Source organism: Embleya sp. NPDC008237, assembly GCF_042956465.1.
In the GTDB taxonomy this organism is placed as follows: Bacteria; Actinomycetota; Actinomycetes; order Streptomycetales; family Streptomycetaceae; genus Embleya.
Map to the genome: position 1 here is coordinate 78,709 of NZ_JBIBGL010000019.1, position 24,593 is coordinate 103,301.

General features: G+C 72.2%; 21 protein-coding genes. 8 read left to right on the forward strand and 13 right to left on the reverse strand.

All coding sequences use genetic code 11. From position 1 onward, the window contains the following. Positions 1–88: 88 nt before the first annotated feature. The gene (locus tag ACFZBU_RS38110) at positions 89–1,033 is read right to left on the reverse strand and encodes a hypothetical protein (protein ID WP_391588342.1); all 945 of its coding nucleotides are present in this window, start codon (positions 1,031–1,033) and stop codon (positions 89–91) included. 281 nt (positions 1,034–1,314) lie between these two features. Between ACFZBU_RS38110 and ACFZBU_RS38115 the strand changes: the two genes are divergently transcribed. After that, on the forward strand, positions 1,315–2,211 hold the full coding sequence (locus tag ACFZBU_RS38115; protein ID WP_391588343.1) for a hypothetical protein: 897 nt from the start codon (positions 1,315–1,317) through the stop codon (positions 2,209–2,211). 243 nt (positions 2,212–2,454) lie between these two features. Continuing rightward, positions 2,455–4,188, forward strand: coding sequence for a DUF885 domain-containing protein (locus ACFZBU_RS38120; protein ID WP_391588344.1), 1,734 nt, complete (start codon positions 2,455–2,457; stop codon positions 4,186–4,188). A 132-nt stretch (positions 4,189–4,320) separates the two neighbouring features. Here ACFZBU_RS38120 and ACFZBU_RS38125 read toward each other — a convergent pair whose 3' ends face one another. The 5 genes from ACFZBU_RS38125 to ACFZBU_RS38145 all read right to left on the reverse strand — a co-directional run bounded on the left by ACFZBU_RS38125 (position 4,321) and on the right by ACFZBU_RS38145 (position 11,860). Then, on the reverse strand, positions 4,321–5,154 hold the full coding sequence (locus tag ACFZBU_RS38125; RefSeq protein ID WP_391588345.1) for an arylamine N-acetyltransferase: 834 nt from the start codon (positions 5,152–5,154) through the stop codon (positions 4,321–4,323). A gap of 111 nt (positions 5,155–5,265) precedes the next feature. Then, on the reverse strand, positions 5,266–5,967 hold the full coding sequence (locus ACFZBU_RS38130; protein WP_391588346.1) for a hypothetical protein: 702 nt from the start codon (positions 5,965–5,967) through the stop codon (positions 5,266–5,268). A gap of 185 nt (positions 5,968–6,152) precedes the next feature. Beyond that, on the reverse strand, positions 6,153–8,540 hold the full coding sequence (locus ACFZBU_RS38135; protein WP_391588347.1) for a protein kinase: 2,388 nt from the start codon (positions 8,538–8,540) through the stop codon (positions 6,153–6,155). A 207-nt stretch (positions 8,541–8,747) separates the two neighbouring features. Then, complete coding sequence (locus ACFZBU_RS38140; protein WP_391588348.1) at positions 8,748–11,024, reverse strand: PQQ-binding-like beta-propeller repeat protein; 2,277 nt, start codon at positions 11,022–11,024, stop codon at positions 8,748–8,750. Positions 11,025–11,203: 179 nt separating this feature from the next. Continuing rightward, complete coding sequence (locus tag ACFZBU_RS38145; RefSeq protein WP_391588349.1) at positions 11,204–11,860, reverse strand: GAP family protein; 657 nt, start codon at positions 11,858–11,860, stop codon at positions 11,204–11,206. A gap of 382 nt (positions 11,861–12,242) precedes the next feature. Here ACFZBU_RS38145 and ACFZBU_RS38150 point away from each other — a divergent pair, with 382 nt between their 5' ends. Then, the gene (locus tag ACFZBU_RS38150; RefSeq protein ID WP_391588350.1) at positions 12,243–13,859 is read left to right on the forward strand and encodes an MFS transporter; all 1,617 of its coding nucleotides are present in this window, start codon (positions 12,243–12,245) and stop codon (positions 13,857–13,859) included. Positions 13,860–13,898: 39 nt separating this feature from the next. Here ACFZBU_RS38150 and ACFZBU_RS38155 read toward each other — a convergent pair whose 3' ends face one another. Further along, entirely contained in the window at positions 13,899–14,342 is a 444-nt protein-coding gene (locus tag ACFZBU_RS38155) for a hypothetical protein (RefSeq protein WP_391588351.1), read from the reverse strand. Between the two features lie 392 nt (positions 14,343–14,734). On the opposite strand from ACFZBU_RS38155, the gene ACFZBU_RS38160 reads away from it, so the two are divergent. Then, complete coding sequence (locus ACFZBU_RS38160; RefSeq protein ID WP_391588352.1) at positions 14,735–15,949, forward strand: hypothetical protein; 1,215 nt, start codon at positions 14,735–14,737, stop codon at positions 15,947–15,949. Positions 15,950–16,169: 220 nt separating this feature from the next. Here the strand turns inward: ACFZBU_RS38160 and ACFZBU_RS38165 are convergent, their stop codons facing one another. The 4 genes from ACFZBU_RS38165 to ACFZBU_RS38180 all read right to left on the reverse strand — a co-directional run bounded on the left by ACFZBU_RS38165 (position 16,170) and on the right by ACFZBU_RS38180 (position 18,888). Further along, positions 16,170–17,117 carry a universal stress protein gene (locus ACFZBU_RS38165; protein ID WP_391588353.1) on the reverse strand — a complete coding sequence of 316 codons (948 nt, stop codon included), beginning with the start codon at positions 17,115–17,117 and terminating at the stop codon, positions 16,170–16,172. Positions 17,118–17,377: 260 nt separating this feature from the next. Beyond that, positions 17,378–17,872: a pyridoxamine 5'-phosphate oxidase family protein gene (locus tag ACFZBU_RS38170; RefSeq protein WP_391588354.1), complete on the reverse strand. Its 495-nt coding sequence runs from the start codon at positions 17,870–17,872 to the stop codon at positions 17,378–17,380. A 129-nt stretch (positions 17,873–18,001) separates the two neighbouring features. After that, complete coding sequence (locus ACFZBU_RS38175; RefSeq protein ID WP_391588355.1) at positions 18,002–18,139, reverse strand: hypothetical protein; 138 nt, start codon at positions 18,137–18,139, stop codon at positions 18,002–18,004. 101 nt (positions 18,140–18,240) lie between these two features. Then, positions 18,241–18,888 (reverse strand): hypothetical protein, encoded by a 648-nt coding sequence (locus tag ACFZBU_RS38180; RefSeq protein ID WP_391588356.1) that lies wholly within the window; start codon positions 18,886–18,888, stop codon positions 18,241–18,243. 318 nt (positions 18,889–19,206) lie between these two features. Between ACFZBU_RS38180 and ACFZBU_RS38185 the strand changes: the two genes are divergently transcribed. Next, positions 19,207–19,761 (forward strand): cysteine hydrolase family protein, encoded by a 555-nt coding sequence (locus ACFZBU_RS38185; RefSeq protein WP_391588357.1) that lies wholly within the window; start codon positions 19,207–19,209, stop codon positions 19,759–19,761. Positions 19,762–20,090: 329 nt separating this feature from the next. Here the strand turns inward: ACFZBU_RS38185 and ACFZBU_RS38190 are convergent, their stop codons facing one another. Continuing rightward, positions 20,091–20,741 carry a hypothetical protein gene (locus tag ACFZBU_RS38190; RefSeq protein WP_391588358.1) on the reverse strand — a complete coding sequence of 217 codons (651 nt, stop codon included), beginning with the start codon at positions 20,739–20,741 and terminating at the stop codon, positions 20,091–20,093. 22 nt (positions 20,742–20,763) lie between these two features. On the opposite strand from ACFZBU_RS38190, the gene ACFZBU_RS38195 reads away from it, so the two are divergent. Next, on the forward strand, positions 20,764–21,075 hold the full coding sequence (locus ACFZBU_RS38195; RefSeq protein WP_391588359.1) for a hypothetical protein: 312 nt from the start codon (positions 20,764–20,766) through the stop codon (positions 21,073–21,075). Between the two features lie 71 nt (positions 21,076–21,146). Beyond that, on the forward strand, positions 21,147–21,794 hold the full coding sequence (locus ACFZBU_RS38200) for a hypothetical protein (RefSeq protein ID WP_391588360.1): 648 nt from the start codon (positions 21,147–21,149) through the stop codon (positions 21,792–21,794). A gap of 218 nt (positions 21,795–22,012) precedes the next feature. Here the strand turns inward: ACFZBU_RS38200 and ACFZBU_RS38205 are convergent, their stop codons facing one another. Then, positions 22,013–22,372, reverse strand: coding sequence for a cupin domain-containing protein (locus ACFZBU_RS38205; protein WP_391588361.1), 360 nt, complete (start codon positions 22,370–22,372; stop codon positions 22,013–22,015). A gap of 490 nt (positions 22,373–22,862) precedes the next feature. Between ACFZBU_RS38205 and abc-f the strand changes: the two genes are divergently transcribed. Next, the gene (gene abc-f, locus ACFZBU_RS38210) at positions 22,863–24,497 is read left to right on the forward strand and encodes a ribosomal protection-like ABC-F family protein (RefSeq protein WP_391588362.1); all 1,635 of its coding nucleotides are present in this window, start codon (positions 22,863–22,865) and stop codon (positions 24,495–24,497) included. Positions 24,498–24,593 lie beyond the last annotated feature (96 nt).

Consider the following 24,593-nt stretch of genomic DNA (forward strand, 5'->3'; position numbering starts at 1 on the left):
GCCGTATGCCCCTCTCACGCCGAACCCGCCCACGCCGAACCCGCCCACGCCGAGTGCGCGTTCGCGGCCTCCGCGTGGGCGGACCGAATCAGCGCTTGCGCTCGAACTCGTACACGGTGGCGCGCGCCGCACAATCACGCGGCGGGATCATCTCCACCCGCAGGACACCCGTACGCCGGTCGTAGTCGTCGCCCTCGGTCTCGAAGTCGGCCGGAGCGCCGGGACATGCGCTGAGCAGGGGCAGCGCGCCGAGCGAAGTGACATGCCCGGTCACCGTCTTGCCGTTCAGTGCCTTCTTCAACTCGATCTGCAGCAGCGGCTTGGCCACGGGGAACAACTTCGCGTCGGAGTCGTCCGACGCACACACCAACCGCTTCGCGTCCAGAAACGTGCAGCCCTGGATGTCCTTGACCGGCCGGTCCAGCTCGATGGTCGCGGCAAGCGGGAGGGTGCCGCCGGTCTGCGGCGTGGCCCCGTTCAGCATCGGCGTGGGGAAGACGAGCAGCCGATTCATCGTGTCCCACTCGCCGGAGACGAGCCAACGAGAGTCGGGGGAAACCGCAGCGAAGGAGTTGTTCATCGCCTCACCCGCAGCCAACGGGTGTACGTACTCGTAGGCGTCGCCCGCCGGTGTGGTCACCCGGAACATCTTCGCGGTCGCGTCCCCACCGCCCTGATAGGCATCGAACACGTAGCCGCGCGAGGAGTCCGGGTCACCGATGTGCCCCCAGCCACGCGCCCGCACGTCCGCCGGAATCGAGGTGTTCCCGGCGTAGTACGTGTAGGGCTTCCCGCCGTGCGGTCGCACGCCGGCCAACCCCTGGGCCTGGGACTGTGCGTCGATCTCGTACTTTCCGACCGGCTTCCACCCGGCGACCGCGGACGGGAACGCCGCCCCCGCGCCCTCGGCACCCGCAGTCTCCGCCGCGTGCGCGGTACCCGCGAGTCCGCCGCCGGCACACAGCGCGACACAGACCGCGCCGACCGACGCTCCTCGCCATACCGCCCGCAAACCCTTCGCGACCAGCCTCATACCCACCGAACTCCTCAACCGCGCCGATCCTGAACCGATGTGTCCGAACGCCAAGACCATGACGCAGAACTGTGTCCGCCAGACGCCCCCCACCTGAACACCCACGAACCAGTTCCCAACGTTCCGAAATGCACCCGACCGGCCGGTGCGGGGTGTGCGCGTGCGGCCGAGGGCTCACCGATCATGGGGAGGGTCGGTCGCCCAGTCGCCCAGTCGCCCAGTCGCCCAGTCGTCCGCCCGTCCGCCCGTCCGCCCGTCCGTCGTGCCGAGGGAGAGAGCCCATGACGCGCAGGGGTTCACATACGAGTTCCCAGAAGGGTCATCCCTTCGGTCGTCGGCCCTCGGGTGGGTGGGCCGACGTGGTGTGGGACTGGTCCAAGTCCGGCACCCGCCATGCGGCCCGGAACCGGTTGATTCGGCGGCTGCCCGGTGTCGGGTCGGCGACGGCATACCGGTTCGGGCTGGTGGAACGAGCCCACTACGCCTACGGCGTGCGCCGGGCCACCGAATCGGCCGCGCGCCTGGGGCATCGCGGCGTGACGGTGGTGGAGTTCGGGGTGGCCGGCGGCAACGGGCTGCTGGCGCTGGCCGAGCACGCCCGCTACTACGCCGCCGCGACGGGCGTCACGGTGCGGGTGGTCGGCTTCGACGGCGGAGTGGGCATGCCGCCGGCCAGGGATCCCCGGGATCTGCCCTACCTGTTCGGCCCCGGCTTCTACGCCATGGACCACGACCGCCTGCGCGCCCGGCTGGGCGAGGCGGAGCTGGTGATCGGCGACCTCGCCCACACACTGCCCGACCACCTCGACACCCATGCGAACGAACTGCGCGATCACCCGGTCGGGTTCGTCGCCCTGGACCTGGACCACTACACCTCGACGACAACCGCACTGGAACTCTTCCGCCGCCCCGGCCACGAACACCTGCTGCCCCGGGTCACCTGCTACCTCGACGACCTCCCGGGCACCGTCGAGCACATCGGCGAGGCCGCCGCGATCGCCGACTTCAACACCGCCCATCCGGACCGAGCGATCGGCCGAGTCCTGGGCCTGCGCGCCTTCACCCCCTTCGACCCACCCTGGGCCGACCAGATCTACGTCCACCACCGCCTGAACCACCCCGACTACGCAACGCTGGAAGCCGGCGCCACCGGCGACCAACTCCCACTCGCACCCTGACAATCGGAAGAATTCGGCACGCCATCGCCGCGACACCACCACTGCGCCTGCTCGTTCCGAAAGTCGCAAAACGCCCCCGAGAACGCCCCGAGAACGCCCCCGATAACCCGAACCGGTCAGCGAACGGCCCGGCCCCGGGGCACACCCCGCGGGACCGATCGAGCAAGGCTCCCGCGTGACGAGGAAGGACGTGAGGCGCCAACCCGAGTGACGCCGACACCGTCGTCGTACGAGGATGTCCACATGTCAGACACGAACGCCCCGCTGCCCCGTCGGCTAGCCGACCTGTACGTCGACGAGCTCATCGCCCTCGACCCGATCATCGGAACCTACCTCGGCGTCCCGGAGAGCTCCGCCAAGCTGCCCGACCTCTCCCCGGCCGGACGGGAGGCGCGCGCCGACCTCGCGCGGGCCACCCTCGCCGAGCTTGCCCGAGCCGAGCAGCAGCCGGGCGCGGACGGCGACATCGAGCGGCGCTGCGCCCGACTGCTCCGCGAGCGGTTGACCGCGGAACTCGCGGTGCACGATGCCGACGAGGGCCTGCGTGCCGTCGGCAATCTCGGCACGCCGCTGCACGACGTCCGCGAGGTGTTCTCCGTGACGCCCGCGGAGACCGTCGAGGACTGGGCTGCGATCGCGGAGCGGCTGCGTGCGGTGCCGGACGCGCTCGACGGCTATCGCGCGTCGCTCGCCCTCGGCCTGGAGCGCAAGTTGTACGCGGGGCCGCGCCCGACCGCGACATGCATCACCCAGCTCGGCGAGTGGGCCGACACCGGCAACGGCCGCGGCTGGTTCGAGGACTTCGCCGCCGACGGCCCGGACACCCTGCGTACCGAACTCGACGAGGCCGGACGCGCCGCCACCGCCGCCGTCGCGGCACTGCGCGACTGGATGCGCGACGTGTACGCCCCCGCCGTCGCGGACGCCCCCGACACCGTCGGGCGCGAGCGGTACGCGTGCTGGTCGCGCTTCTTCAACGGCACGGACTTCGACCTGGACGAGGCGTACGCGTACGGCTGGGCGGAGTTCCACCGCATCCTCGGCGAGATGCGCGAGGAGGCCGAGAAGATCCTCCCCGGCGCCGAGACGCCCTGGGTCGCACTCGCCCACCTCGACGAACACGGCACCCACATCGAGGGCGTCGACGAGGTACGGGCATGGCTGCAAACCCTGATGGACCAGGCGATCGACCACCTCGACGGCACCCACTTCGAACTCGCCGAGCGGGTACGCAGGGTCGAGTCGTGCATCGCCCCGCCCGGGAGCGCCGCCGCGCCGTACTACACGCAGCCGTCGGAGGACTTCACCCGTCCGGGCCGCACGTGGCTGCCGACGATGGGCCGCACCCGCTTCCCGGTCTACGACCTGGTGTCGACCTGGTACCACGAGGGCGTCCCCGGCCACCACCTCCAGCTCGCGCAGTGGACCCACATCGCCGGCGACCTGTCCCGCTACCAGGCCACGGTCGGTGTGGTGAGCGCCAATGCCGAGGGCTGGGCCCTGTACGCCGAACGCCTGATGGACGAACTCGGCTTCCTCACCGACGCCGAGCAGCGCCTGGGCTACCTGGATGCCCAGATGATGCGGGCCACCCGTGTCATCGTCGACATCGGCATGCACCTGGAGCTGGAGATCCCCGCGGACTCCCCGTTCCATCCCGGCGAGCGCTGGACCCCCGACCTGGCACAGGAGTTCTTCGCCGCGCACAGCAGCCGCCCCGCCGACTTCGTCGAGAGCGAGCTCACCCGCTATCTGACCATCCCCGGCCAGGCCATCGGCTACAAGCTCGGCGAACGCGCCTGGCTGCTGGGCCGCGAGAACGCCCGCCGCGCCCAGGGTGCCGCCTTCGACCTGAAGTCCTGGCACATGGCAGCCCTGTCCCAGGGCTCGCTGGGCCTGGACGACCTCACCGACGAACTCTCCTCGATCCCGGCCTCACCGACCCCACCATCGGCATCCCCCCGGTCCACCCGGTAACACCGCGGCCGGGGCGTTGCCGGGGTAACCCCTACACCGGCAACGCCCCGGCGCCCGCGGGGACTCCGGCGCCGGCCGTGATCCGCCGAACGCTGCCCGGAGGCGGGCCGGGCATCGGGGCATGCGGTGCGTTCACGCCTGTGCCGTGGCTGCCTCGGCGGCTCGTTCGAGGAGGCGTTGTTCCTCGTCCGGCGTGAGCGGGACCTCCAGGACGCGCAGCCAGTGGGCGAGTTCGCCGTCGCGGAGGAGGCGGTGCTCGGTGGGCGCATCGGCCCGGCGGATCGTGAGTGCGGCGTGCGTGACGGTGACGTGCCGGTCGGGCAGGTGGCGGGTGACCATCAGCGTGCGCTTGAAGTGGGACGTCGGGTGGGTGCTCGTGTAGTGGTGACCGATCTCCACGTCGACGGGCAGCACGCCCAGTTCGTCGGTGGTGTGCATCATCAGCCAGCCGTTGTCGCGCCAACGACGCATCTGCCAACCGTCGTCGGTGTGGTCGATCCGGTAGCGCCAACCGAGGTGGTCGTCCTGGGTGCCGTGCGTCAACGGGATCGGGCGCAGCACGCTCATCCCGAATCCCGGGTCGCACAGCAGCCGCTGCCCGTCCAGCACGACCTCGACGACCATGTGGGTCCGGCCCTGGAGGCTGCCGTCCGCCGGATCGCCGACGCGCCCGAGACGGCGACGGACGTCGTAGCCCAGCCGCTCCAACACGGCCGCGAAGAGCGTCGAGTGCTCGAAGCAGTAGCCGCCCCGACCCCGGCCCACGAACTTCTCCTGCACGGCCGCCAGGTCCACTCCGCCGGGCTGCCCGAGGAACACGTCGATGTTGTCGAACGTGAACGTCCGGACGTGCGCCTCGTGCAACTCGTCCAGCGCCTTCCGCGCCGGTGCCCGCGCCGGAACGCCGAGCCGCGCGAGGTAGCCGTCGAGGTCGACTCCGCCCACCTGCCAAAGGTCAGTTCTCACGCATTCAGTCAACCAGTGCCCGGCTCGCGCCCGCATCGAGGGTGCCGGCGAGTGCCTCGGCGGCGTTTCGCGTTTCGGGTCGCGGCCGGTGTGGAGGGCACAACGTCCTTGTCACGGGCGGGGGTTCGCGGTCGGGATGGCCGGCGGGCTGCCGTCGAGGACCGGTCGGGGCGGCATCGATGTGCGCGGCACCTCGAAGCGGGCGAGCCGGGTGTAGGGAGCGAGGCATTCCGGCGGGGCACTGCGGTCGGGGAGGCGCACGTCGAGGGTGAGCCGGCTCCCGTGTGCGTACAGCCGGGCGCCCTCGGGGTCGAGACAGCCCGCGTCGACGGTCACGGTGACCACCACGTTGCGGGCGAAGTCGGTTGCGGGGGCGGGTTCCGCGGGGCGCTTGGTCGGGTTGCCGGCGAACACGCCGGCCAGGACGTCCGCGTCCTGTTTCGCCGATTCGGCGACGGCGAACACCTTGGGGAGGCCGCGGGCGTCGGCGAAGGAGACGGTCCGCGTGTCGAGGCGGCCGTCGGTGGGGGAGGCGGGGGCGCCGGTGCCCGGTGGTGTGGTGTTCGGGGTGGTCGGCATCCCGGTGGGGGTGGCGGCGGGTGGGGTGACGGTCGGGACGACGGGAGTGGTGACCGGTGGGGTGATCGGTGTCTCGGACGCCGTCCGGATCGGTTCTCCCGCCGTCGGCTCGTCGTCGTCACCGCGTGCGAGCAGGAACCACAGCCCGACCCCGATGCAGACGGCGGCGATCAGCGCGGCGATGACGACGTAGGTCGTCCGTGCGGTGGGTGGTCGCTCATTCGACTCGGCCATGGTGATGTGACGCCGGCGCCCGACGTTCGGTTCCCGCGTCGACACGCTCGCCGTGAAACATAACGGGGCACCGCACCGGCCGGTGGTGGACGGCGGCCCTCATCGCTCCCCGGGGGACGCCGGGTGGGCCGGCGGCGGGAGATCGCCCCCGGCAGGGCGGGCCCGACGCGGGTGCTCATCGGCGATCACCCGCCCGCGTCGATCGCGGTGAGCTGGAATCCGTGTGCGACGAACACCGTGCCCGCGCCCGCCGCCAGGACCGGGGTGACACCGGCTCCGGTCAGGACCGGGAACGGGTGCTTCCACCGGGTCGTGCCGGTGGCCGCGTCGACCGCCCACAGTGTTCCGGTGCCGGCCGCGACGTACACGTTGCCGAAATCGTGGCGAACCCAGACCTCTCCCGTCCCCGACTCCGGGGGCCTCGTCGACCCGCCGGGTATCGAGCTGCGCCAGCGCAGTCCTCCCGTCTTTGCATCGAGGCAATAGAGCGTGGCGTGGGTGGTGGCGAAGACCGCCGTGCCGTCGGTGTCCGAGGTGACGTCCGTGAAGGTCTCGCCGGCGGCCGCGGTGGCGGGGAAGGCCCACACCTGCCTTCCGCTGTCCGGTTCGACGAGGTGGACCCGATCCGCGCAGTAGACGAAGCCGCCGCCCGCCCAGCAGACGGGGACCCGTTGCCGGGAGGGGGCGACGTACCCCGGCGTCGACACCGGCGGCAGCGGCTTGGTCCAGCCGCGTGCGCCCCGGCGCGCCGAGTCGAGCATCATGAGCCGCCCGTCGGGGCCCTGCTCGCCGTCGCCGTGCAGGAGCAGATTCGGGCCGCGCGGGGGGACGAACAACCCGGCGATGTCCGCGCCGACGGTCTCCCACACACCGGTCCGGGTCCGGAGGTCCACGGCCCACACGAACCTGGAGTACGGCGCCTCGGAACCGCCGCCCGCCGAGCCGGTGACGAAGGCGATGCCGTCGACGACGCCGGACACGCCGAGGGGGACCCACTCGCGACGCGGGATCGGGAGAGTCCACAACTCCGTTCCGGTGCCGGGTCGGACAGCGCTCAGCACGTACCGCCGGGAGGTGGTTCCGGTGCCGGTGAGGTAGACCACCTGGTCGTCTCCGGCAGCGAAACCGTGGCCGGTCCAATCCACGACCAGGGGCAGAGTCCACCGCGGTCTGCCCGCGAGGGTGTCGAACGCGTCCCGGCCGTTCTTGCCGGTGGCGATGACCGCACCCCCGTACACGGCCAGGTCGGATATCGGGCCACCCGCCTTGGCCGTCCACTTGGTGGCGGCCACAGGCCCGTCGAGGACGCCCTTCCGGCCGGTCGGCGCCGGCAGCGGCGGGTGCGGGACGACCGGGGGCGGTGCCGGGACGGCGGGCGGCGACGCGGAACCGGAGGCGGAGTCGGTCGGCGTCGCGACCACCTCTTTGCCCGAACCGTCGTTCCCGGACAGCAGGACGGCCGCCGTACCGCCGGAGACCGCCACCGCCGCGCTCGCGGCGAGGCCGCGGACCAGCCACCTGCGCGAGGGCTCTCGCCGGACCGGTGCCGGCGGGCTGTGCGGCGGGGGCATCCCGGGCGGCGCGGGAGCGGACGGCGCGGGCTGTTCGGCCGGCGCCGTGGTCGACCGGGTGACCGTGGATACGGCCTGGTGCCCGGTCGTCCGCTCGCTCGTCGGGCCGTACGAAGCCGGCAGCCCGGTCAGCACGTCGGCCGCGCGGCCGACGTCGCGCGTCACCGCGTCCGGCAACCAACTCCGGGTGTGCTGATGGCCCCCTTCCCGGCTGACGAAGTCGATGAGCGCGTGCGGCGTCGGACGCCGCGCGGGGTCCTTGTCCAGGCAGGCCGCCACCATCTCCCGGAGGGAGGGCGGCAGCGCGGCGGCGTCGGCCTGATCGCCGACGACGCGCCTGAGCACGGCGGCGGGCGGGCCGCTGCCGAACGGTCGCTGCCCGGACGCCGCGTACAACATCGTCGCGCCCACCGAGAACAGATCGCTCGCGGTCGTCACCGGCCGTCCCAGGGACTGTTCGGGCGACATGTAGCCCGGCGATCCCACGACGGTGCCTTCCCGGGTGAAGGAGGTGCCGTCCAGTGCGCGGGCGATGCCGAAGTCGATGACATGCGGGCCGTCGAGCGCCAGCAGGACATTGCCCGGCTTGAGGTCGCGGTGCACCACGCCCGCCGCGTGGATGCCGACCAGCGCCTCGGACAGCCCGGCCAGCAGCATGCGCAGCGACGGCTCGGGCAGCGGGCCGTGGCGGTGGACGGCTTCGTGCAGCGACAGGCCCGAGACGAACGCCGTCGCCATCCAGGGCGGGTCGCCGTCCGGGTCGGCGTCCACGACCGGCGCGGTGAAGGCACCGGACACCCGCCGCGCGGCGGCCACTTCGGCGCGGAAGCGGTCCCGGAAGTGGTCGTCGGCGGCGAAGTCGGCGCGGATGACCTTCACCGCGACGGCGCGTCCCGCGGCGGAGCGGCCCAGATAGACCTTGCCCATCCCGCCCGAACCGAGCGGGAGGAGCAGGACATACGGGCCGACCCGCTTCGGGTCCGAGGCGTCGAGCTGTTCCATGGACGGCCGCCATCACCTTCGTGTTCGTGAACTCCCGGGCACCGGCGGAGGTTCCGGTGTCGGGCTGGGCCCGCGCAGGTCGCACGGCCTGCGCGGTCGAGGTCGGCCCAGGGTCCGTCTTCGCTCCCGCGTCGTGGTGCTCGGCGCGGGAGCGAAGACGGACCCTGGTGCCGCGCCCGGCAACGGCAAACGTTGCCGGGCGCGGCACTAGGCTCCACTCGCGGCGACGACGACCAGCGAGGTGCCGTTGGCGCCCCACACGCGGCCACCGCCGACCGCCGTCAACGGGACGGTGACCGCGTTCTGGACGGGGTCGCTGTACTTCCACCGGCCCACGCCGGTCTCGGCGTCCACGGCCCAGAGGTTCGCCCGGTCGTCGGCGACGTACACGTTGCCGTCCGCGACCCGGATCCCGGCCGAAGCCGGGCCGCTCTCCGTGAACGAACCGTCCCGCGGGGCGGTGGCCCACTTCGGTTCGCCGGTCGCCGCGTCGAGGGCGACGAGGCCGATGGCGCACGTGACGTACACCGTTTTCTCGTCCGGGCTCGCGACCGGTGCGCCGAAGGCGTCGTACCCGTTGCGGGTGGCCTTGAAGGTCCACCGCGGCCTGCCGCCGAGCGGGTCGACGGCGGTGATCGAGGTTCCCGCGTACACGTAGGCGCCGCCGACGAAACACGCCGTCGAGTCCGTCAAGGTGCCGAACGAGCCGCCCGGCACCGGGTTTCGCCAGCCGCGCCTGCCGGTCGCCGGGTCGACCGCGACCACCTCGCCGTCGAGACCACCGCGGCCGCCGGTGCCGCCCGCCAGGATCATCGTCTCGGTCGTGGGAGGTACCAGCAGCACCGCCGTCACATCCTCGCCCGATTCCTGCCACCGCGTGCCGCGGGTTCGCGTGTCGACGGCCCACACGAAACCTTGGGGCTTGCCGCCGTCGGGGCGGAAGAAGCCGGAGACGAACACGGTGTCGCCGAGGATTCCGGCGACGGTCCGCGGGAGCCAGTCGGCGGACGGGACCCCCGCCGACCACAGGAGTTTTCCGGTCGCGACGTCCACGGCGTGCAGGCCCGTGACGCTCGGGGATCCGGCGTACCCGCAGGAGTAGAGGATGCCGTTGCGGACGACGCCGGGCCGGTGCTTGGACCCGCCGGCGAGCGTCGCCCTGATCGGCGACCAGCGGGCTTTGGCGTTCAGGTCCAAGCCGACCACGTCGAGCATGCCGAAGCCGACCAGGACGTCGCCGCTCAGGAGGAGGCCCGTGCACTCGGTGGCGAGGTTCGGCATCTTGCGGACGACGGCGTCGGGTGCGGTGAGCGGCGTGGTCCGGATGGCGGCCGGTGTACCTGTCGGACCGGGCCGGGATGCGGTGTCGCGGCCGGTGGGTTCGCCGCCGCCGTTCGGTCTCAGCAGGACGGCCGCGGCGACACCCCCGGCCACCGCGACGGTGCCCGCGGCGCCGACGAGCAGTGCGCGGCGACCGATCGTCCGGGCACCCCGAGTCGAGGGCTGCGCCGGCAGTGCGGGCGGGGGCCAAGGGAACGGCGGTGCGGGAGGTATCCGCACGGGCGTGACCGGCGAGGTCGGTGGTATGTGCCCGGAGGCGGTGAGGATCGACGCGCGGACCGCCAGGATGTCGGCGGTCGGCGACTCGGGCAGCCAACTCCCGGCGGACACCTCGACGCCCTGCCGTTCGATGTCCGCGACCACCCGGGCCGGATCGGGCCGCGCCGCGGGGTCCTTGGCCAGGCAGCGCAGGATCAGCGCGCGAAGCGGCTCGCCGAGTCCGGCCAGGGGCGCGTGGTCCGGCTCGGTGCCGGCGACGCGGAACATCAGCGCGGCGGCGTTGCCGCTTCCGAACGGCGGCAGACCGGTCGCGGCGAAATACGCGGTGGCGCCCAGCGAGAAGACGTCGCTGATCGGGGTGAGCGGCCGGTCCAGCGCCTGCTCCGGCGACATGTACCCGGGCGAGCCGACCACCGCGCCGCTGCGGGTGTGCGAGGTTCCCTCCACCGCCCGGGAGATGCCGAAGTCGATGACGTGCGGTCCGTCCAGCGCGAGCAGGACGTTCGACGGTTTGAGATCGCGGTGGATCAGGCCGGCGGCGTGCACGTTCCCGAGCGCTTCCGCAAGCCCGGCGACCAGCATGCGCAGCGACGCCTCCGGCAGCGCCCCGTGCCGGGTGACCGCGGTGTGCAGGGGTATGCCGGGCACGAACGCCGTGGCCATCCAGGGGACCGGAGCGTCCGGGTCGGCGTCCACGACCGGGGCGGTGAAGGCGCCGGAGACCCGCCGGGCGGCGGCGATTTCCTGTCCGAAGCGGGCCCGGAACACCGGGTCGTCGGCGAGTTCGGGACGGACCACCTTCACCGCGACTGTGCGCCCGCCGGGCGAACGCCCCAGGTACACCTTGCCCATGCCCCCGGCGCCGAGCCGGCCGAGCACGGCGTACGGTCCGACCCGCCGCGGATCGGCGCCCGACAACTCCATGGTTCCCCTCTTCTGCGGCGGGTCGCCACAATACCTACTCGATGATCATCGTGCGCCGTCCCCACCCGGGAGCCCGACCGACCCGGGGATGTCGGGTGGAGCGCGAGATGGCGGGGTCGGCGCACGGCCGTGCCGCGGCCGCGCTCGCGGAGCTTGCGGGCCGTGACGGCGGCCGTGACCTACGCGGCGAGTGTGACGAGTTCGTACGTGCTCTTCCCGGCCAGCCACAGGCCCAGAAGCAGCGACAGGACGACGATCGCCTGGTCCTGATGGGTGTCGATCGCCGTGCGCAGCCACTCCAGTCGTTCGTGTGCCCTGTCCGGTGCGAACGTCGCGTACAGCTCCATCGCGAGCACACTGGCCGTGGCGAGCAGGAAGAAGCCCATCAGGGCCAGGAACGAGGCGGCCGAAGACAGGTCCGCGTTCATCGCGGTGGCGCCCCCGGCGGCGACCATCGCCCACGGTTGCAGCAGGACGGCGAGGCCGGCGGCGGTCCAGGCGGACACCCGATCCAGCCGTGCCATCCACTTGGGAGTTCCCCGGGAGCGCGTGGCTCCTCGACGTCGTTTGTGCCGGCCGTAGACGACGAGCGCGAGGCCCAGGACCAGCTTGACCACCAGACCCGCTACCGAGGGCGAGCTGTGGCGCGCCGGCGGCTCGCCCCCGGTCAACAGCGTCACCACGGCGACGACCAGGACGAGTTCCGCGAGCCAGGTGAGGATGAAGACGAGTCCCTTCAGCAGCCCTCGGGGTGCCGACAGCAGCAGGATGAACGCGGAGTTGTGCAACGGTCCCAAGGTGATGGCCGTGCCGATGAGGACGAGATCGAGGACCATGGCTGCCCTTTACGGGGGTGACGCGGACTCGTCGAGCAGGCTTCTCGGCGCAGTCCGTCCGGGGGCTGACGAAGCGTGTTCTTCACTCAGGACCCGGACGGAGGATCCGGGTGGTCGTCGAGTGTGCCCCCTCCGGTCTCGTCCCAGACCTCGTTTGCGAACCCGGGGCCCATCGTGTCGCGTGCCGCGAAGCCCATCGCCGCCCGTGGCGTGATGGGCGTGGGGCCTCGTGCGGGCAACCGGGCGCCCGGGCGACCTCGGTGCACCGCTGTGGTGTATTCGGTGGGTGCCCGGCCCGTTCCGGCGGCGGCGATACTGCCATCCGGCTGACATCGCGGCGGGTCGGGCCGGCGCTTCCCCGGGTCGCCGGCACGATGCGTGCATGGCTACTGGCACAGGAAAGCCGGGGCATTCCGCCGGGGTGGGCCTGGTCCTGTTGCCGCTTGTGGCGGGGCAGTTCCTGATGGCGCTGGACAGCTCCGTCATGAACGTCTCGATCGCGACGGTGGCCGAGGACGTGGGCACGACGGTAACCGGGATCCAGGGCGCGATCACGGCGTACACGCTCGTGATGGCGATGCTCATGATCCCCGGCGGCAAGCTCGGCGGCCTCATCGGCCGCAAACGCGCGTTCATGATCGGTTGCGGCGTCTACGGCTGTGGATCGCTGACGACGGCGCTCGCCCCGAACCTGCCGGTGCTGCTGCTCGGGTGGGCGTTCCTGGAGGGAGTGGGGGCGGCACTGATCCTGCCGGCGATCGTGGCGCTGGTGGCCGGCAACTTTGCGGTGGAGCGCCGTCCCTCCGCGTACGGGCTCGTCGCGGCCGCGGGGGCCGCGGCGATCGCGGTGGGGCCGCTGATCGGTGGCGTGGCCACGACGTACTTCTCCTGGCGCTGGGTCTTCGCCGGAGAAGTGGTCCTCGTGCTGGTGATCCTGGTGCTCGCCGGCCGGATCACCGACGCGCCGACCGGGGCGCGCTCGCGCATGGACCTCGTCGGGGCGGTGCTGTCCGCCGGTGGGCTCGGGATGTTCGTCTTCGGCGTGCTCCGGTCGGCCGAATGGGGGTGGTTCCGGCCCAAGCCGGACGCGCCGGCCTGGCTCGGGGTCTCACTGGTCGTCTGGCTGATGCTGGCCGGCCTGGCCCTCATCCGGCTCTTCCTGTCCTGGGAGGCCCGCATGTCCGCACGGGGCAGGGAGCCGCTGGTGGACCCGTCCATGCTGCGCAATCGGCAGCTCACCGGCGGCTTGACGATGTTCTTCTTCCAATACCTGGTGCAGATGGGCGTGTTCTTCGTCGTACCGCTCTACCTGTCGGTCGCCCTGGGCCTGTCGGCGCTGGCGACCGGCGCACGCATCCTGCCGCTGTCGCTCACGCTGCTGGCCGCCGCGATCCTGATCCCGCGGCTCCTCCCGGACGTCTCGCCGCGGCGCGTGGTACGGATCGGCATCCTGGCACTGCTCGCGGGCGCGGTGGCCTTGATGGCCGCGCTCGACGCGGACGCGGGCGCCGAGATCGTCACCGTGCCCCTGCTGCTGATCGGACTGGGCATGGGCGCCCTGGCGTCGCAGCTGGGATCGGTCACCGTGTCCGCGGTGCCGGACGAGCAGAGCACGGAGGTCGGCGGCGTCCAGAACGCCGTCACCAACCTCGGCGCCTCCATCGGCACGGCACTCGCCGGATCGATCCTGATCGCCGCCATGACGACGTCGTTCCTGACCAACATCGAGAACAACCCGGCGGTCCCGGCCGCGGTCACGAGTCGGGCGAACATCGAACTCGAGGGCGGCGTGCCGTTTCTGTCGGACGACCAGCTCACCTCCGCCCTCACCAAGGCCGGCACGGCACCGGAGGTGGCGCAGGCCGCCGTCGACGCGAACACCTCGGCCAGGCTCGACGGGCTGCGTGCCGCACTCGCCGTGCTGGCCCTCACCGCGCTGCTCGCCATGTTCTTCACCGGGAGGATCCCCAGGGTTCAGCCCGGTTCGGCGAAGCAGTGAGGCGGGCCGGACCCGGCACGCGTTCCGACGCCGTGGTGGTCAGTGCCCCAGCGCCGCCTTGGCGGCGACGATGATCAGGCCGAGCACGAGGTTCACCGCGCCCTCGACCGCCACCTGACTGCGGTCGGCGCCGGCCGCGGCGGCTCCCAGGGACGCCCACAGGACCTGTTGGGCCACGGCGACGCCGAGGGCGAGCCATGCGGTGGTGCTCAGGCCCAGCCCGAAGAGGGGGCTGACGGCCACGGCCAGGGCGGGCAGGGCGGCGGCTTCGACGATGGACCACTCGTGGGCCGCGACGCGGCGTACCTCCGCCCGGGTCCAGCGTTGGCCGAGCGTGCGTTCACCCACCAGGTGGGCGTAGACGTGCGCGGCCCAGAACACCAGGCCGGTGACGAGGAGCAGGAGGACGAGTTGGAGTCGTGGGTAGTCGCCCAGGGTTCCGGCGGTGGCCACCACGGAGGCCGCGAGCAGGGACCCGTACACGGCACCGGCGTAGTCGGTCCGGGGCGTGCGAGGCGCGCCGCGCTTCCGTGATCTCTCGGACGATCCGGGGGGACGGGACACCTTTCCACGGTAGGAGGCCGGGGCGCCTGCGCCTGTCGACGACGCGCCGCGGCCGACCGGCTCACCCGTTCGCCGAGTGCCCGGCACCGACGACGCGGGGATCGGGACGGGATCGACGGCTCGCCCGGAGGGCGTAACCCCGGGTGCGCGCCGGTCACGGGGAGTACCCAATGGAGGGATGCGGCAGTTCGCCGCACCGTCCCCGGGAGCGCCATATGAGTACGCCGTCCGAGCCGCCCACCGGTGCGGCACCGGCCTCGGCCCGGCGAGAGCCCGGGCACCGAGGCGCTCGGCGTGCGGGGCGGATCGTGATGAGCACCCTGTCCGCGGTGCTGATCACGCTCACCTGCGTCCTCGTGCCGGTCTCGCTGATCACCGTGTGGGTACACGACATCGTGCTCGACACCGACCGGTACGTCTCGACGGTGAAGCCGCTCGCGTCGAACCCGGCGATCGAGGACGCCGCCGCCCACCGCATCACCGAAGCGGTCGACGTGCGGGTGGACGGCGCCCAGGTCACCGCGGACATCGCGGCCTGGCTGGAGGCCCAGGGACTCCCGCCGAGGGTTGGCACCGCGGTGAAGGGGCTGGGCCCACAACTGAACGACGCCGTCGACCAGGTGGCCCAGCGGGCGGCCACCCGCTTCGTGGAGAGCGACCGGTTCGAGAAGGTCTGGACGAATGCCAACCGCACCGCCCACTCCGACGTCGTCAAGGTGCTCACCGGCGAGGGCCGCGGCTCGGTGGATGTCGAGGACGGCACCGTGACGCTCGACGTCGGCGCCGCCGTGGACACGGTCAAACAGGACCTCGTCGCGGCCGGGGTCACCCCGGCCGAGCAGATCCCCGACGTCGACAAGAAGATGGTGCTGGTCAAGTCGGACAAGTTGAAGAAGATCCAGGACGCCGCGCACGCACTCGACGTGCTGGGCAATTGGCTTCCGGTGCTCACCGTGCTGCTCGGCGCGATCGGGGTCCTCCTGGCCCGTCGGCGCCGCCGCGCCCTGGTGACCACCGCCCTGGGCGCCGCCTTCGCGTGCCTGATCCTGGCCATCGGCCTGGCGATCGCGCGCCGCTACTACCTCGACCACCTGCCCGCGACGGTGCAGTCCCCGGCGGCGGCCGGAGCGATCTTCGACACGCTGCTGCGCTTTTTGAAGAACAGCGTCCGCACCGCGCTCGTCCTGGGCGTGGTGGTGGGCATCGGCGCCTACCTCTCGGGTACGGGACGCCTGCCGCGCGCCCTGCGCGCCACCGCCGACCGCGGCGCCGACGCGGTCGCCCGCTCCGGCCACAAGCACGGAATGGGCACCGGCAAGGTCGGTACCTGGGTGGCCGCGCAACGCCGGTGGCTCACCCTCGGCGCGCTGCTCCTGGTCACCCTCGGCTTCGCCCTGTGGAATCACCCGACGGCATTGGTCATCCTGCTGTGGGTGGTCGTCCTGTTGGTCCTGCTCGCGGTGATCGCCCTGCTGGCCGCCACCGGGCGCGACCGCGAGCCGACCGGGCGAGCCGACGCGCGATAGCGGGCGGCCCGACCTTCCACGCGGGTGAGTTCCTCGCGTTCACGAGCGCGACAGAGGGCCGTTCGACGTGGACGAGCTCGCGCTGCTGCGCGAAGGGCGGGTCGGCCGACCGCAGGGCCTCCGCGCGCTTCGCGGGGGCGACGCGCGGACGGGAGGGCGTGCCCCGGCCAAGTACCGGTGCGAGAGCGGTACCGCCGTCGTCCGGGGGCCCACCCGGGCGTCAGTCGTCGGCCCGATCCTTCTCGGCTCGGCCGTGCACCGGGACGAGGAGGACGGGGGACCTGGCGTGGTGGAGGACGGTGTGGGTGACGCGGCCCAGGTTGGGGCCGAAGCGGCCGGTGTTGCGGTGCGCGGCGAGCACGACCAGGTCGGCATCGGCGCTCGCGGTGATCAAGGCGTGCGAAGGCGTGTCCAGGACGACGTCCTCGGTGACGGTGACGTACGGGTACTTGCTGCCGAAGGGTGCGAGTGCGGCGGCCGCGCCGGCCTGCGCCGCGGCCCGCCAGTCGTCCATGAGCCACATGGCCGGGGCGAACCCGACGCCGCCGGCCGTCATCGCGGGGTAGCGCCACGCATGGATGGCCCGCAGGGGCAGGTGTCGGGCCTGGGCCTGGGCGAAGGCGGCCTCCAGGGCGGGGGCGCAGTCGTCGTCGGAGACGCCCACCACGATCGACTTCGGGATGCGGTCGGCGGTGGTCTCGTGGTCGGGGTGGACGACCAGCAGCGGGCATCGGGCCGTCGCCGCGACGGTGAGGCCGACCGAGCCGATCAGGAGGGCGGCGAAGCCGCCCAGTCCCCGGCTGCCGACGACCAGGAGCGCGGCCCGGTCGGCCGCGGTTGCCAACGCGTCGATGGCGTCGGCGAGTTCGATCGTGGCGAGCACCGACAGGTCGCCGTGACGGGCACGGGCGCGGGCGGCGCCCCGGTCGACGATGGCCCGGGCGTTCTCGCGCAGTTGTCGACCGAAGCGGTCGTTCCCACCGGCGACTTCGACCCCTTCCAGCGCGTGCAGCACTTCGAGGGTGGTGTGCCGGCGTACGGCTTCGTCCGCGGCCAGGTCCACGGCACGTTCGGCACCGGGTGAGCCGTCGAATCCGACGACGACGTGGCCGCGGGGCGGCGTCGATGGCGCGGGCGATCCGGTGGTGGGGTTCGATGCCTGGTTCATGGCGGTCTCCTGTCGGACGGTGATCGTCGGGTCGGACGCCGATCCTTTCCTCGGGTGCCCGGCTCGGCCCACGCTCAGTCGCGTTCGGCCGATTCCGCGTGGTGCGTGGCCGGGACGATCACCAGCGGGCAGCGGGCGTGCTCCTCACGCATCCGCAGCCGAGGATCGCCACGAGGTCGCGGGCCTCGGCTCCGAGGTCCCCGGGCCGGGGGAGGAGGGTGTAACCCGTGTCGCGGGCGGGTGGTGCGGATGCCGCCGCTTCACCCCGGGGGCGTCGTTCGCGACCTCGGGACGTCGGGTTCGAGGACGGAGCCATCGCCCGCTCGTTGCACCAGGTGGCCCGTGACGAGTTCGGAGGTGACCCGGAACCACACATGTCCCGCACCGTCACCGTCGGCCTCGGGAAGCAGATGGTCCAGATGCGCGACGGCGGCGGGGTCCCGGACGCGCGAGGCGTGGCCGGTGACGGTGCCCGTCCAGCCCGTCCATCCCGTTCGGGCGGATCGGTCGACGTGGTCGACGTGGTCGACTTGATCGGCCTGGAACGCGACCACCGTCTCGAGCGCGGCCTTCGCGAGAGCGGAGTCGGCGGAGGCACGGAAAACCACGCATTCCCGGTCGAGGGCGAACGTCACCAGGTACACGGCGGGGAGAGCGCCCTCGCTGACGACGACGCGTCCCACCTGCGCGCCCGCCATCAGTTCCAACGTCTCCCGGCGGTCGAGAGGACGTTTCGTCACGGGGTAGTCGCTCATCCCCCCACCATCGAACCCCCGACCGGTCCCCGACCAGGGCCGAAAGGCCCTGTGTCCACGGGCCGGGACGCACTCCTGTTCGGAGGTCGCCGGGAGGAACCCCCGTCGCGGTTGTTTCCGACGGTCTTCTCAGTGGAAGTCGGCGGCGTCGATGTCGTGGCGGATGCAGTCGCCGATGCTCTCCCACCCGGCGCGGATGCCGGCGGGCGATCGTGCCGCGGATCGACGGGAGGTGGGTTCCTCGGGCTGTGGTCGCGGTGCGCGCATGGCTGCCGGCTCCTGTTCCTTCGGGTCGGATCGGGTGGCCCGACGCACCAGGCTCGGCCGGGCCCGTCACGGGGACGATGCCCGGCCGAGCGTGGTGGTGATCAGAGCAGCCAGCGGTGGTCCCGAACGAATGGCAGGCGGGCCCACCGGGCGCCCAGGCCCAGCCGGCTGCCGACGGCGACCGCGGCGAGGACGATCAGGGAGATCGCGTAGATGACGTGGTAGTCGGTGAACGGGTTGGTGGAGGCGGTGGGTTTGCCGCTGTCGAGGTGCTTGGCGGGCGGCCATTCGGCGATCCACATCAGCGCCATCATCGCGGTGCCGGCGCCGGCCGCGAGACGCAGACCGATGCCCAGGATCAGCGCGACGCCGACGGCCGACAGGCCGAGCATGAACAGCCAGTCGGCCCAGGGTTCGCCGGCCCAGCCGCGCAGGGTGCCGGCCATCGGGCCGACGTCCACGTGGGAGAGGAAGCCCTTCGTGGGGGAGCCGCCGTCGATCCAACCCTTGCCGCTCGCGGTGGCGTAACCGAGGCCGAAGGTCTTGTCCAGGAACGCCCACAGGAAGACGAAGCCCAGCAGGACGCGCAGGCCGGTCACGGCGATGTCGGTGGTGCGGACCGCGGCGATGGCCGGCGGGCCGGCCGCGGTGTCGGACGCGGTCCGCTCGACCCTGGTTCGGGGCGCCGAGCCGGCGCGGTGCGGCAGGTGCAGGCGCGGGGACAGCCGGTGGTCGTGCGACGTTGCCATGTCGATTCCCTCTCTGCGGGCGCCGGGCCCGGTGCTCGGCGCTCGGCCACGAACGTGCTCTCCCGGGCCTCGGCTTCAGGTTGTCGTGGGCCCGTTGCCCGCCCCAGGGCCGATCGGCCCGACTCGGCGGGCCCAACAGCCGGTTGCCGCAAGCGCGTTGCGAGCGCGTCGCCGGAGGCCGCGTCGCCGGGGCCACCTGCGGTCGAGCGCAGACGGTCTCCTCCGCGGACGGTCGGCCATCGGCACTACCATGGCCGCCGCAATGGCCGCCTTGCCGAACCCAGGGCGCCGCATGGAAAGACCGGACGGGAGCGTGTCGTGAGCACCGCACTGATCATCGGTGACATCCAGCAGGGCATCACGAGCAACTACCCCTTCACCAGACGTGTCGTGCCGCCGCTCACCGAACTGCTGCCGCGTGCCCGCGCGGCCGGGGCCCTCGTGGTGTTCGTGCACTTCGCCTTGCGGCCCAACGGGGCCGACCTGCCCCCGGGCAACGCACTCTTCAGGACGTTCCACGAAGCCGGGGACGCCTTTCACGAGGGATCGTCCGGCACCGAGATCGCCCTGCCGGTAGCCGACGAGGACGTCGTCGTGACGAAACGGCGCGGCAGCGCGTTCGCCGGCACGGATCTCGACATCGTGCTCCGCGCGAAGGGCGTCGGCACTCTCGCGATCGCCGGAGTCGCGACCAGCGCCATGGTGGCCGCGACGTGCTACGACGCGGCGGACCGGGACTACCGCGTGACCGTTCTGCGGGACGGTTGCGCCGACGGTGATACGGCAATGCACGACTTCTTCATGGACGCCGTCTTCCCGAGCCGCGGATTCGAGGTCGTGACCTGCGCCGATTGGCACGCGGAACAAAGTTGATCCCGGTCACGGCCATGTGCGGACTGCGGCGACGGTGAGACGGTGCCGATGCCGGTGGCCTCGAATCGCACGGCGCACCCGTCATACCCGATCGCCGCGGCAACGTTCCCTGCGGACGGTCGATACCCGCATTCGACCGCGTGACGGTTTTGGTAGTCCCGTCCTCGCGGTCGAATGCGGTTGGTCGGACACCCCTGCGGCCACGGTTGCCTCGGCGGCGCGGGCTCCCGGCCAAGTCGACCTTCGTGCTGCACGGACGAACACCCCACATCGCCGCCCTCGATGCCCTGCGCCGCGACGCCGCCGGAGGGCTACCGGGCCGTGCACGATCAGGCCCAGGCGCTCGAACGGCGGGCCCGCGAGCAGGGCGCGGTCGGCACCCTGCCCATGCTGCTGCTCCGCCTCGCCCGTTGCCGCCTGTTCCTCGGCCGCCACCACCACGCCCACAGCACCGCCGTCGAGGGCCTGACATCGCCCGAAGCACCGCCAATCACCACCACGAGGCGATGCTCCACGGCGTCCTCGCCGTCCTCGCGGCCATCGACGGCGACGAGAGGGCACACCACGCCGCCGTCCGGCACGCCGTCGTCCACCAGGCCGGCGCAGCCGGTGTGCCCCGCCGTCCGGAGCGCCTGCGCGGAAGCCCTCCTCGACCTCGGCCGAGGCCGCCACGAAAACGCGCCGACCCGTCTCACCGAGATAGCCGACGGCCCCGCGCCCATGTCGTCGTCGCCATCCACAGCCTCGCCGACCACGTCGACTCCGTCGCCACCCCGGCACTCGCCGCCACCGACCTGGCAGCGGGCGGTGTCGGCCGCGCCGAACCCTGGCCGCTCGAACAGGCCGCCGAAACCCTCGGCCTCCCGTTCGCCCAGGCCCTCGCGCTCGACCAGACCGTCTCCGGCGACCGCGCCGTGCGCCTGCTCGGCCGGCAGCCCGCCCAGGCCCACCCGACCACCGACCTCATCGCTGGCTCCCATGCCTGACACCGAAGGCGCACCCATGTCCGCACCCGGGCCGGCCCGGCGCACCTATCCCGGCGCCCACCTCCCGATCTGTGCCACCTGCGGCACCCAGTACGCCGGCCCCCGCCCCGACTGCCCGGTCTGCCAGGACGAACGCCGGTACGTCCCCGACGCCGGCCGGCAGTGGACCACGCTCGCCGAGCTGCAAGCCGCAGGCCATACCGCGAAGTTTGCCGAACACGGCCGCGACGTCCTCGGTATCGGCACCACGGGACCGACCACTCGCCCACTCGCCACGGCGGAGCCGCTCGCACCCTCGCCCCTGCTCGCCGCGACGGGCATAGCCTGATGCCGCGACCGGGACGCGGAACCATTCCCGGTCACGGCATCGGCGGTTCGGGAACAGACCAGGGGGAGCACATGGATCTGGCCGCGCAGTATCGAGGCTTGTACCAGGCCGCCCTGTTCACCGCGGAGTGCGCCGAGGACGCGTACCCTCTCGGCGCGCTGGACTCCACGCTCAAGCCGTGGTTTCGCCGGCGGCTGGAATCCCGTGAGCACAGCCTGGATCATTGCGACAGCCGGATGGACCTGGCCTCCGCGGTCGAGGACCTGGCCGGCATCGCGCCCCACTACGTGGAACTCCGCCGCGACCTGTTCGGGGATCTGCACCACATCGGTCGGCCCGCGCCGACCTGGCGCGCGGTCGACTCGACGCTCGCCGTGTGGGCCCCGCTCCAGGTGTGGCGGCAACCGCCGGCCTGCGCACTGCTGCTGCGCGACTCGGGGGTGGCCTCGGGCGGCGCCCAGACCTGGGACTTCATCGTCTTCGGCCGCTCCGGCGATCCCCGCGACCAAGGCAAGGTTTACACCGCGATGCTCTTTCCGGACGCCGATGCCGGTGCCGGTACCGGGGGACGCACCGTACAGGTTGCCGGGCACCTCGAGGATCAACGCGAGCTCTACGAGCAACTCACGTACGCGTTCCAGTCCTTGTGGCACAACGTGCGCTTCGCCGCCCTGCACGACCCCGACCGGGGCCGGAACCTGCCACCGGCCGATGCGTGACGCCTCGGAGCGTGTTCGCCCAAGCCTCCGGAACCGCCGCCGACCAGGGCGCGAGGCCGGTGTCGCCGGCCGAGGGCGGCGCCGGGTCGGTGGTCGCGTGGACGCCGGGCGGTGCGGCGGACGGCTCCGGTTGCGGGGGTCTCCGCCCGAGCGGTGATGCGGGTAGACGCGGGTCGCCGTCCGCGCGTGCAAGGCGCGGTCCTGCGATCCGGGTTCGATTATTCGGACTGCACGGCGTACTCGTGGATGTTGCCGGCGAAGTCGAAGACCACCGCGGTCTCGTCGCCGACAACCCACGCGTCGTGGCCGGGATCGCAGACGAAGACATCGCCTGCGCCGAGGTCCCTCTCCTCACCGTCGTCCATGCGGATGTGCAGGTGCCCTTGGGCGACATAGCCGTTGTGGTGGAACTGACAACTTTCGGTTCCCGCGATCGGCGCGACGTCCTGAGACCATCGCCAACCCGCCTCGAAGCGGGCAACGCCGAAATCGACGCCTTCCAAGCTGACCACGTCGAGGTGGCCGTGCGGCATGTCGCGACTCTCGTCGGCTTCGTTGATCGAACGCACAGCGAGCATTGTGGATCATCTCCTTCGGAGGTCACCACTTCCATCCTGCGCTCGACGGGGCGGGATCGCCAATGAAGTCCCGGATCCGCAACTCGGCGCGGCCACAGGAGTGAATGCGGGAGGGCGACGCGGACCGGATGGGCCCGGAATGCTCGGGCCGGAGCGGGCCCGGGCGTGACGGTTCGGAGCCGGTCGCGCAGCCGAGCCCGGCGTCCTCGGGCGCTGCCCGAGCCGTCGGTCCTCGGCGGGCCCGACCGGCTCGGCCGAGGGGCCGACACGCCGCGCCGCGCGGCTGATATGTTGCCGGGCAGTGATTCGGAAGACCTGGGAGAGCGGCGTGGGAACAGAAGACGACATCTCCGGCTGATACCGGAAGAGCCCGACCGAAGGCAGGCGCGCGGGACGCGCAGCAGCCTCGGTCATGTCGTCGTTCCACGATTCCCACTTCCCCGCCGGGGCGCCCCCGCGCACCCGCATCACTTTCACGAGGCTCGTTCGCATGCCCGACGCATCCGTCATCTGCACCCGCATGTCCTTTTCCTGGCCCGACGACACCCCCGTCTTCCGGGACCTCTCGTTCACCGTGGGCCCGGGCCGAACCGGCCTGGTCGCGCCCAACGGCGCCGGCAAGAGCACGCTGCTCAAGCTGATCGCCGGCGAGTACCGACCCACCGGTGGCACCGTCTCGGTCGACGGTCTGCTGGGATACCTCCCGCAGACACTGCCCCTGACCGGCGACCTGACCGTGGCCGAAGTGCTCGGCGTCGCCGAGGTGATCGCCGCGCTGAACGCCATCGAGTCCGGGGACACCGCCGAGGAGCACTTCACCACCATCGGCGACGACTGGGACATCGAGGAGCGCACCGCCGCCCAACTGGACCGCCTCGCGCTCGGTGACCTCCCGCTCACCCGCGAACTGCACACGCTCAGCGGCGGCCAGGTCGTCTCCCTCGGCCTGGCCGCGCAACTGCTCAAGCGGCCGGACGTGTTGCTCCTCGACGAGCCGACCAACAACCTCGACCTCGACGCGCGGCGCCGGCTCTACGACCTGCTGGAGAACTGGAACGGCGTCCTCCTGCTGGTCAGCCACGACCGGGCGCTGCTGGACCGGATGGACCGCATCGCGGAACTCGACCGGGGCGAACTGCGGTTCCACGGAGGCAACTTCACCCGGTACGAGGCAGCGGTCGCCGCGGCGCGCGAGGTCGCCGAGAAGAACATCCGCAACGCAGAACAGGAGGTCAAACGCGAGAAGCGGGAACTCCAGCAGGCTCGCGAGCGAGCCGCACGGCGAGCGAGCAACGCCGCCCGCAACCTCGGCAACGCGGGCCTGCCGAAGATCTTCGCGGGCACGATGAAGCGCAACGCCCAGGAGTCGGCGGGCAAAGCCAACGAGACGCACACCGCGCGCGTCGGCGAGGCCAAGGCTCGGCTGGACGAGGCCGAACGCGCCGTGCGCGACGAACAGCGGATCAGCCTGGAACTGCCCGGGACCAAGGTCCCGGCCGGGCGTACCGTCTTCCACGGCGAGGCGATGCAGGTCCGCTACGGACAGCGGGCGCTGTTCGAGGAAGGCGGCGTCGCGCTGACCATCCGCGGGCCCGAACGGATTGCGCTGACCGGCCCCAACGGCGTGGGGAAGTCCTCCCTGTTGCGGATGATCGGCCGGGACGTGCCGCCGGAGGGCGCCGAGATCAGGCGAGCCGACGGCCGGGTGGCCTACCTGTCCCAGCGACTGGACCTGCTGGACCCGGACCGCACGGTGATTCGGAATCTCGCGGCGTTCGCCCCGGCGATGCCCGAGGCGCAGCGGATGAACCTGCTGGCCCGCTTCCTGTTCCGAGGCGCGCGGATCCACCTTCCGGTCGGAGCGCTGTCCGGGGGAGAGCGGCTGCGGGCCACCCTGGCGTGCATCCTGTTCGCGGAACCGGCACCGCAGTTGCTCCTGCTCGACGAGCCGACCAACAACCTCGACCTGGTCAGCGTCGGCCAGTTGGAGAGCGCGCTGAACGCCTACGAGGGCGCCTTCGTCGTGGTCAGCCACGACGAGCGCTTCCTGACCGAGATCAAGGTGGACCGCCGGCTGCTCCTGCGTGACGGACGACTGCGCGACATCGGCCCGGACGGGGACTGACCCGCCGCGCCTCAGCGGCTCCGCGCCCCACCGGCTTCGAGGAGTTCCACCGGCTCCGCGCACCACCCGAGCGCCGGTAGCGGGGCAGGCACACGT

What these genes read in the sequence shown, in the direction of transcription:
- ACFZBU_RS38110 (WP_391588342.1), bottom strand. Translation starts at nt 1,033, where the DNA reads ATGAGGCTGGTCGCGAAGGGTTTGCGGGCGGTATGGCGAGGAGCGTCG.
- ACFZBU_RS38120 (WP_391588344.1), top strand. Translation starts at nt 2,455, where the DNA reads ATGTCAGACACGAACGCCCCGCTGCCCCGTCGGCTAGCCGACCTGTAC.
- ACFZBU_RS38170 (WP_391588354.1), bottom strand. Translation starts at nt 17,872, where the DNA reads ATGAGCGACTACCCCGTGACGAAACGTCCTCTCGACCGCCGGGAGACG.
- ACFZBU_RS38175 (WP_391588355.1), bottom strand. Translation starts at nt 18,139, where the DNA reads ATGCGCGCACCGCGACCACAGCCCGAGGAACCCACCTCCCGTCGATCC.
- ACFZBU_RS38200 (WP_391588360.1), top strand. Translation starts at nt 21,147, where the DNA reads ATGGATCTGGCCGCGCAGTATCGAGGCTTGTACCAGGCCGCCCTGTTC.
- abc-f (WP_391588362.1), top strand. Translation starts at nt 22,863, where the DNA reads ATGCCCGACGCATCCGTCATCTGCACCCGCATGTCCTTTTCCTGGCCC.
- ACFZBU_RS38135 (WP_391588347.1), bottom strand. Translation starts at nt 8,540, where the DNA reads ATGGAACAGCTCGACGCCTCGGACCCGAAGCGGGTCGGCCCGTATGTC.
- ACFZBU_RS38130 (WP_391588346.1), bottom strand. Translation starts at nt 5,967, where the DNA reads ATGGCCGAGTCGAATGAGCGACCACCCACCGCACGGACGACCTACGTC.
- ACFZBU_RS38190 (WP_391588358.1), bottom strand. Translation starts at nt 20,741, where the DNA reads ATGGGAGCCAGCGATGAGGTCGGTGGTCGGGTGGGCCTGGGCGGGCTG.
- ACFZBU_RS38195 (WP_391588359.1), top strand. Translation starts at nt 20,764, where the DNA reads ATGTCCGCACCCGGGCCGGCCCGGCGCACCTATCCCGGCGCCCACCTC.
- ACFZBU_RS38160 (WP_391588352.1), top strand. Translation starts at nt 14,735, where the DNA reads ATGAGCACCCTGTCCGCGGTGCTGATCACGCTCACCTGCGTCCTCGTG.
- ACFZBU_RS38205 (WP_391588361.1), bottom strand. Translation starts at nt 22,372, where the DNA reads ATGCTCGCTGTGCGTTCGATCAACGAAGCCGACGAGAGTCGCGACATG.
- ACFZBU_RS38165 (WP_391588353.1), bottom strand. Translation starts at nt 17,117, where the DNA reads ATGAACCAGGCATCGAACCCCACCACCGGATCGCCCGCGCCATCGACG.
- ACFZBU_RS38115 (WP_391588343.1), top strand. Translation starts at nt 1,315, where the DNA reads ATGACGCGCAGGGGTTCACATACGAGTTCCCAGAAGGGTCATCCCTTC.
- ACFZBU_RS38140 (WP_391588348.1), bottom strand. Translation starts at nt 11,024, where the DNA reads ATGGAGTTGTCGGGCGCCGATCCGCGGCGGGTCGGACCGTACGCCGTG.
- ACFZBU_RS38180 (WP_391588356.1), bottom strand. Translation starts at nt 18,888, where the DNA reads ATGGCAACGTCGCACGACCACCGGCTGTCCCCGCGCCTGCACCTGCCG.
- ACFZBU_RS38150 (WP_391588350.1), top strand. Translation starts at nt 12,243, where the DNA reads ATGGCTACTGGCACAGGAAAGCCGGGGCATTCCGCCGGGGTGGGCCTG.
- ACFZBU_RS38145 (WP_391588349.1), bottom strand. Translation starts at nt 11,860, where the DNA reads ATGGTCCTCGATCTCGTCCTCATCGGCACGGCCATCACCTTGGGACCG.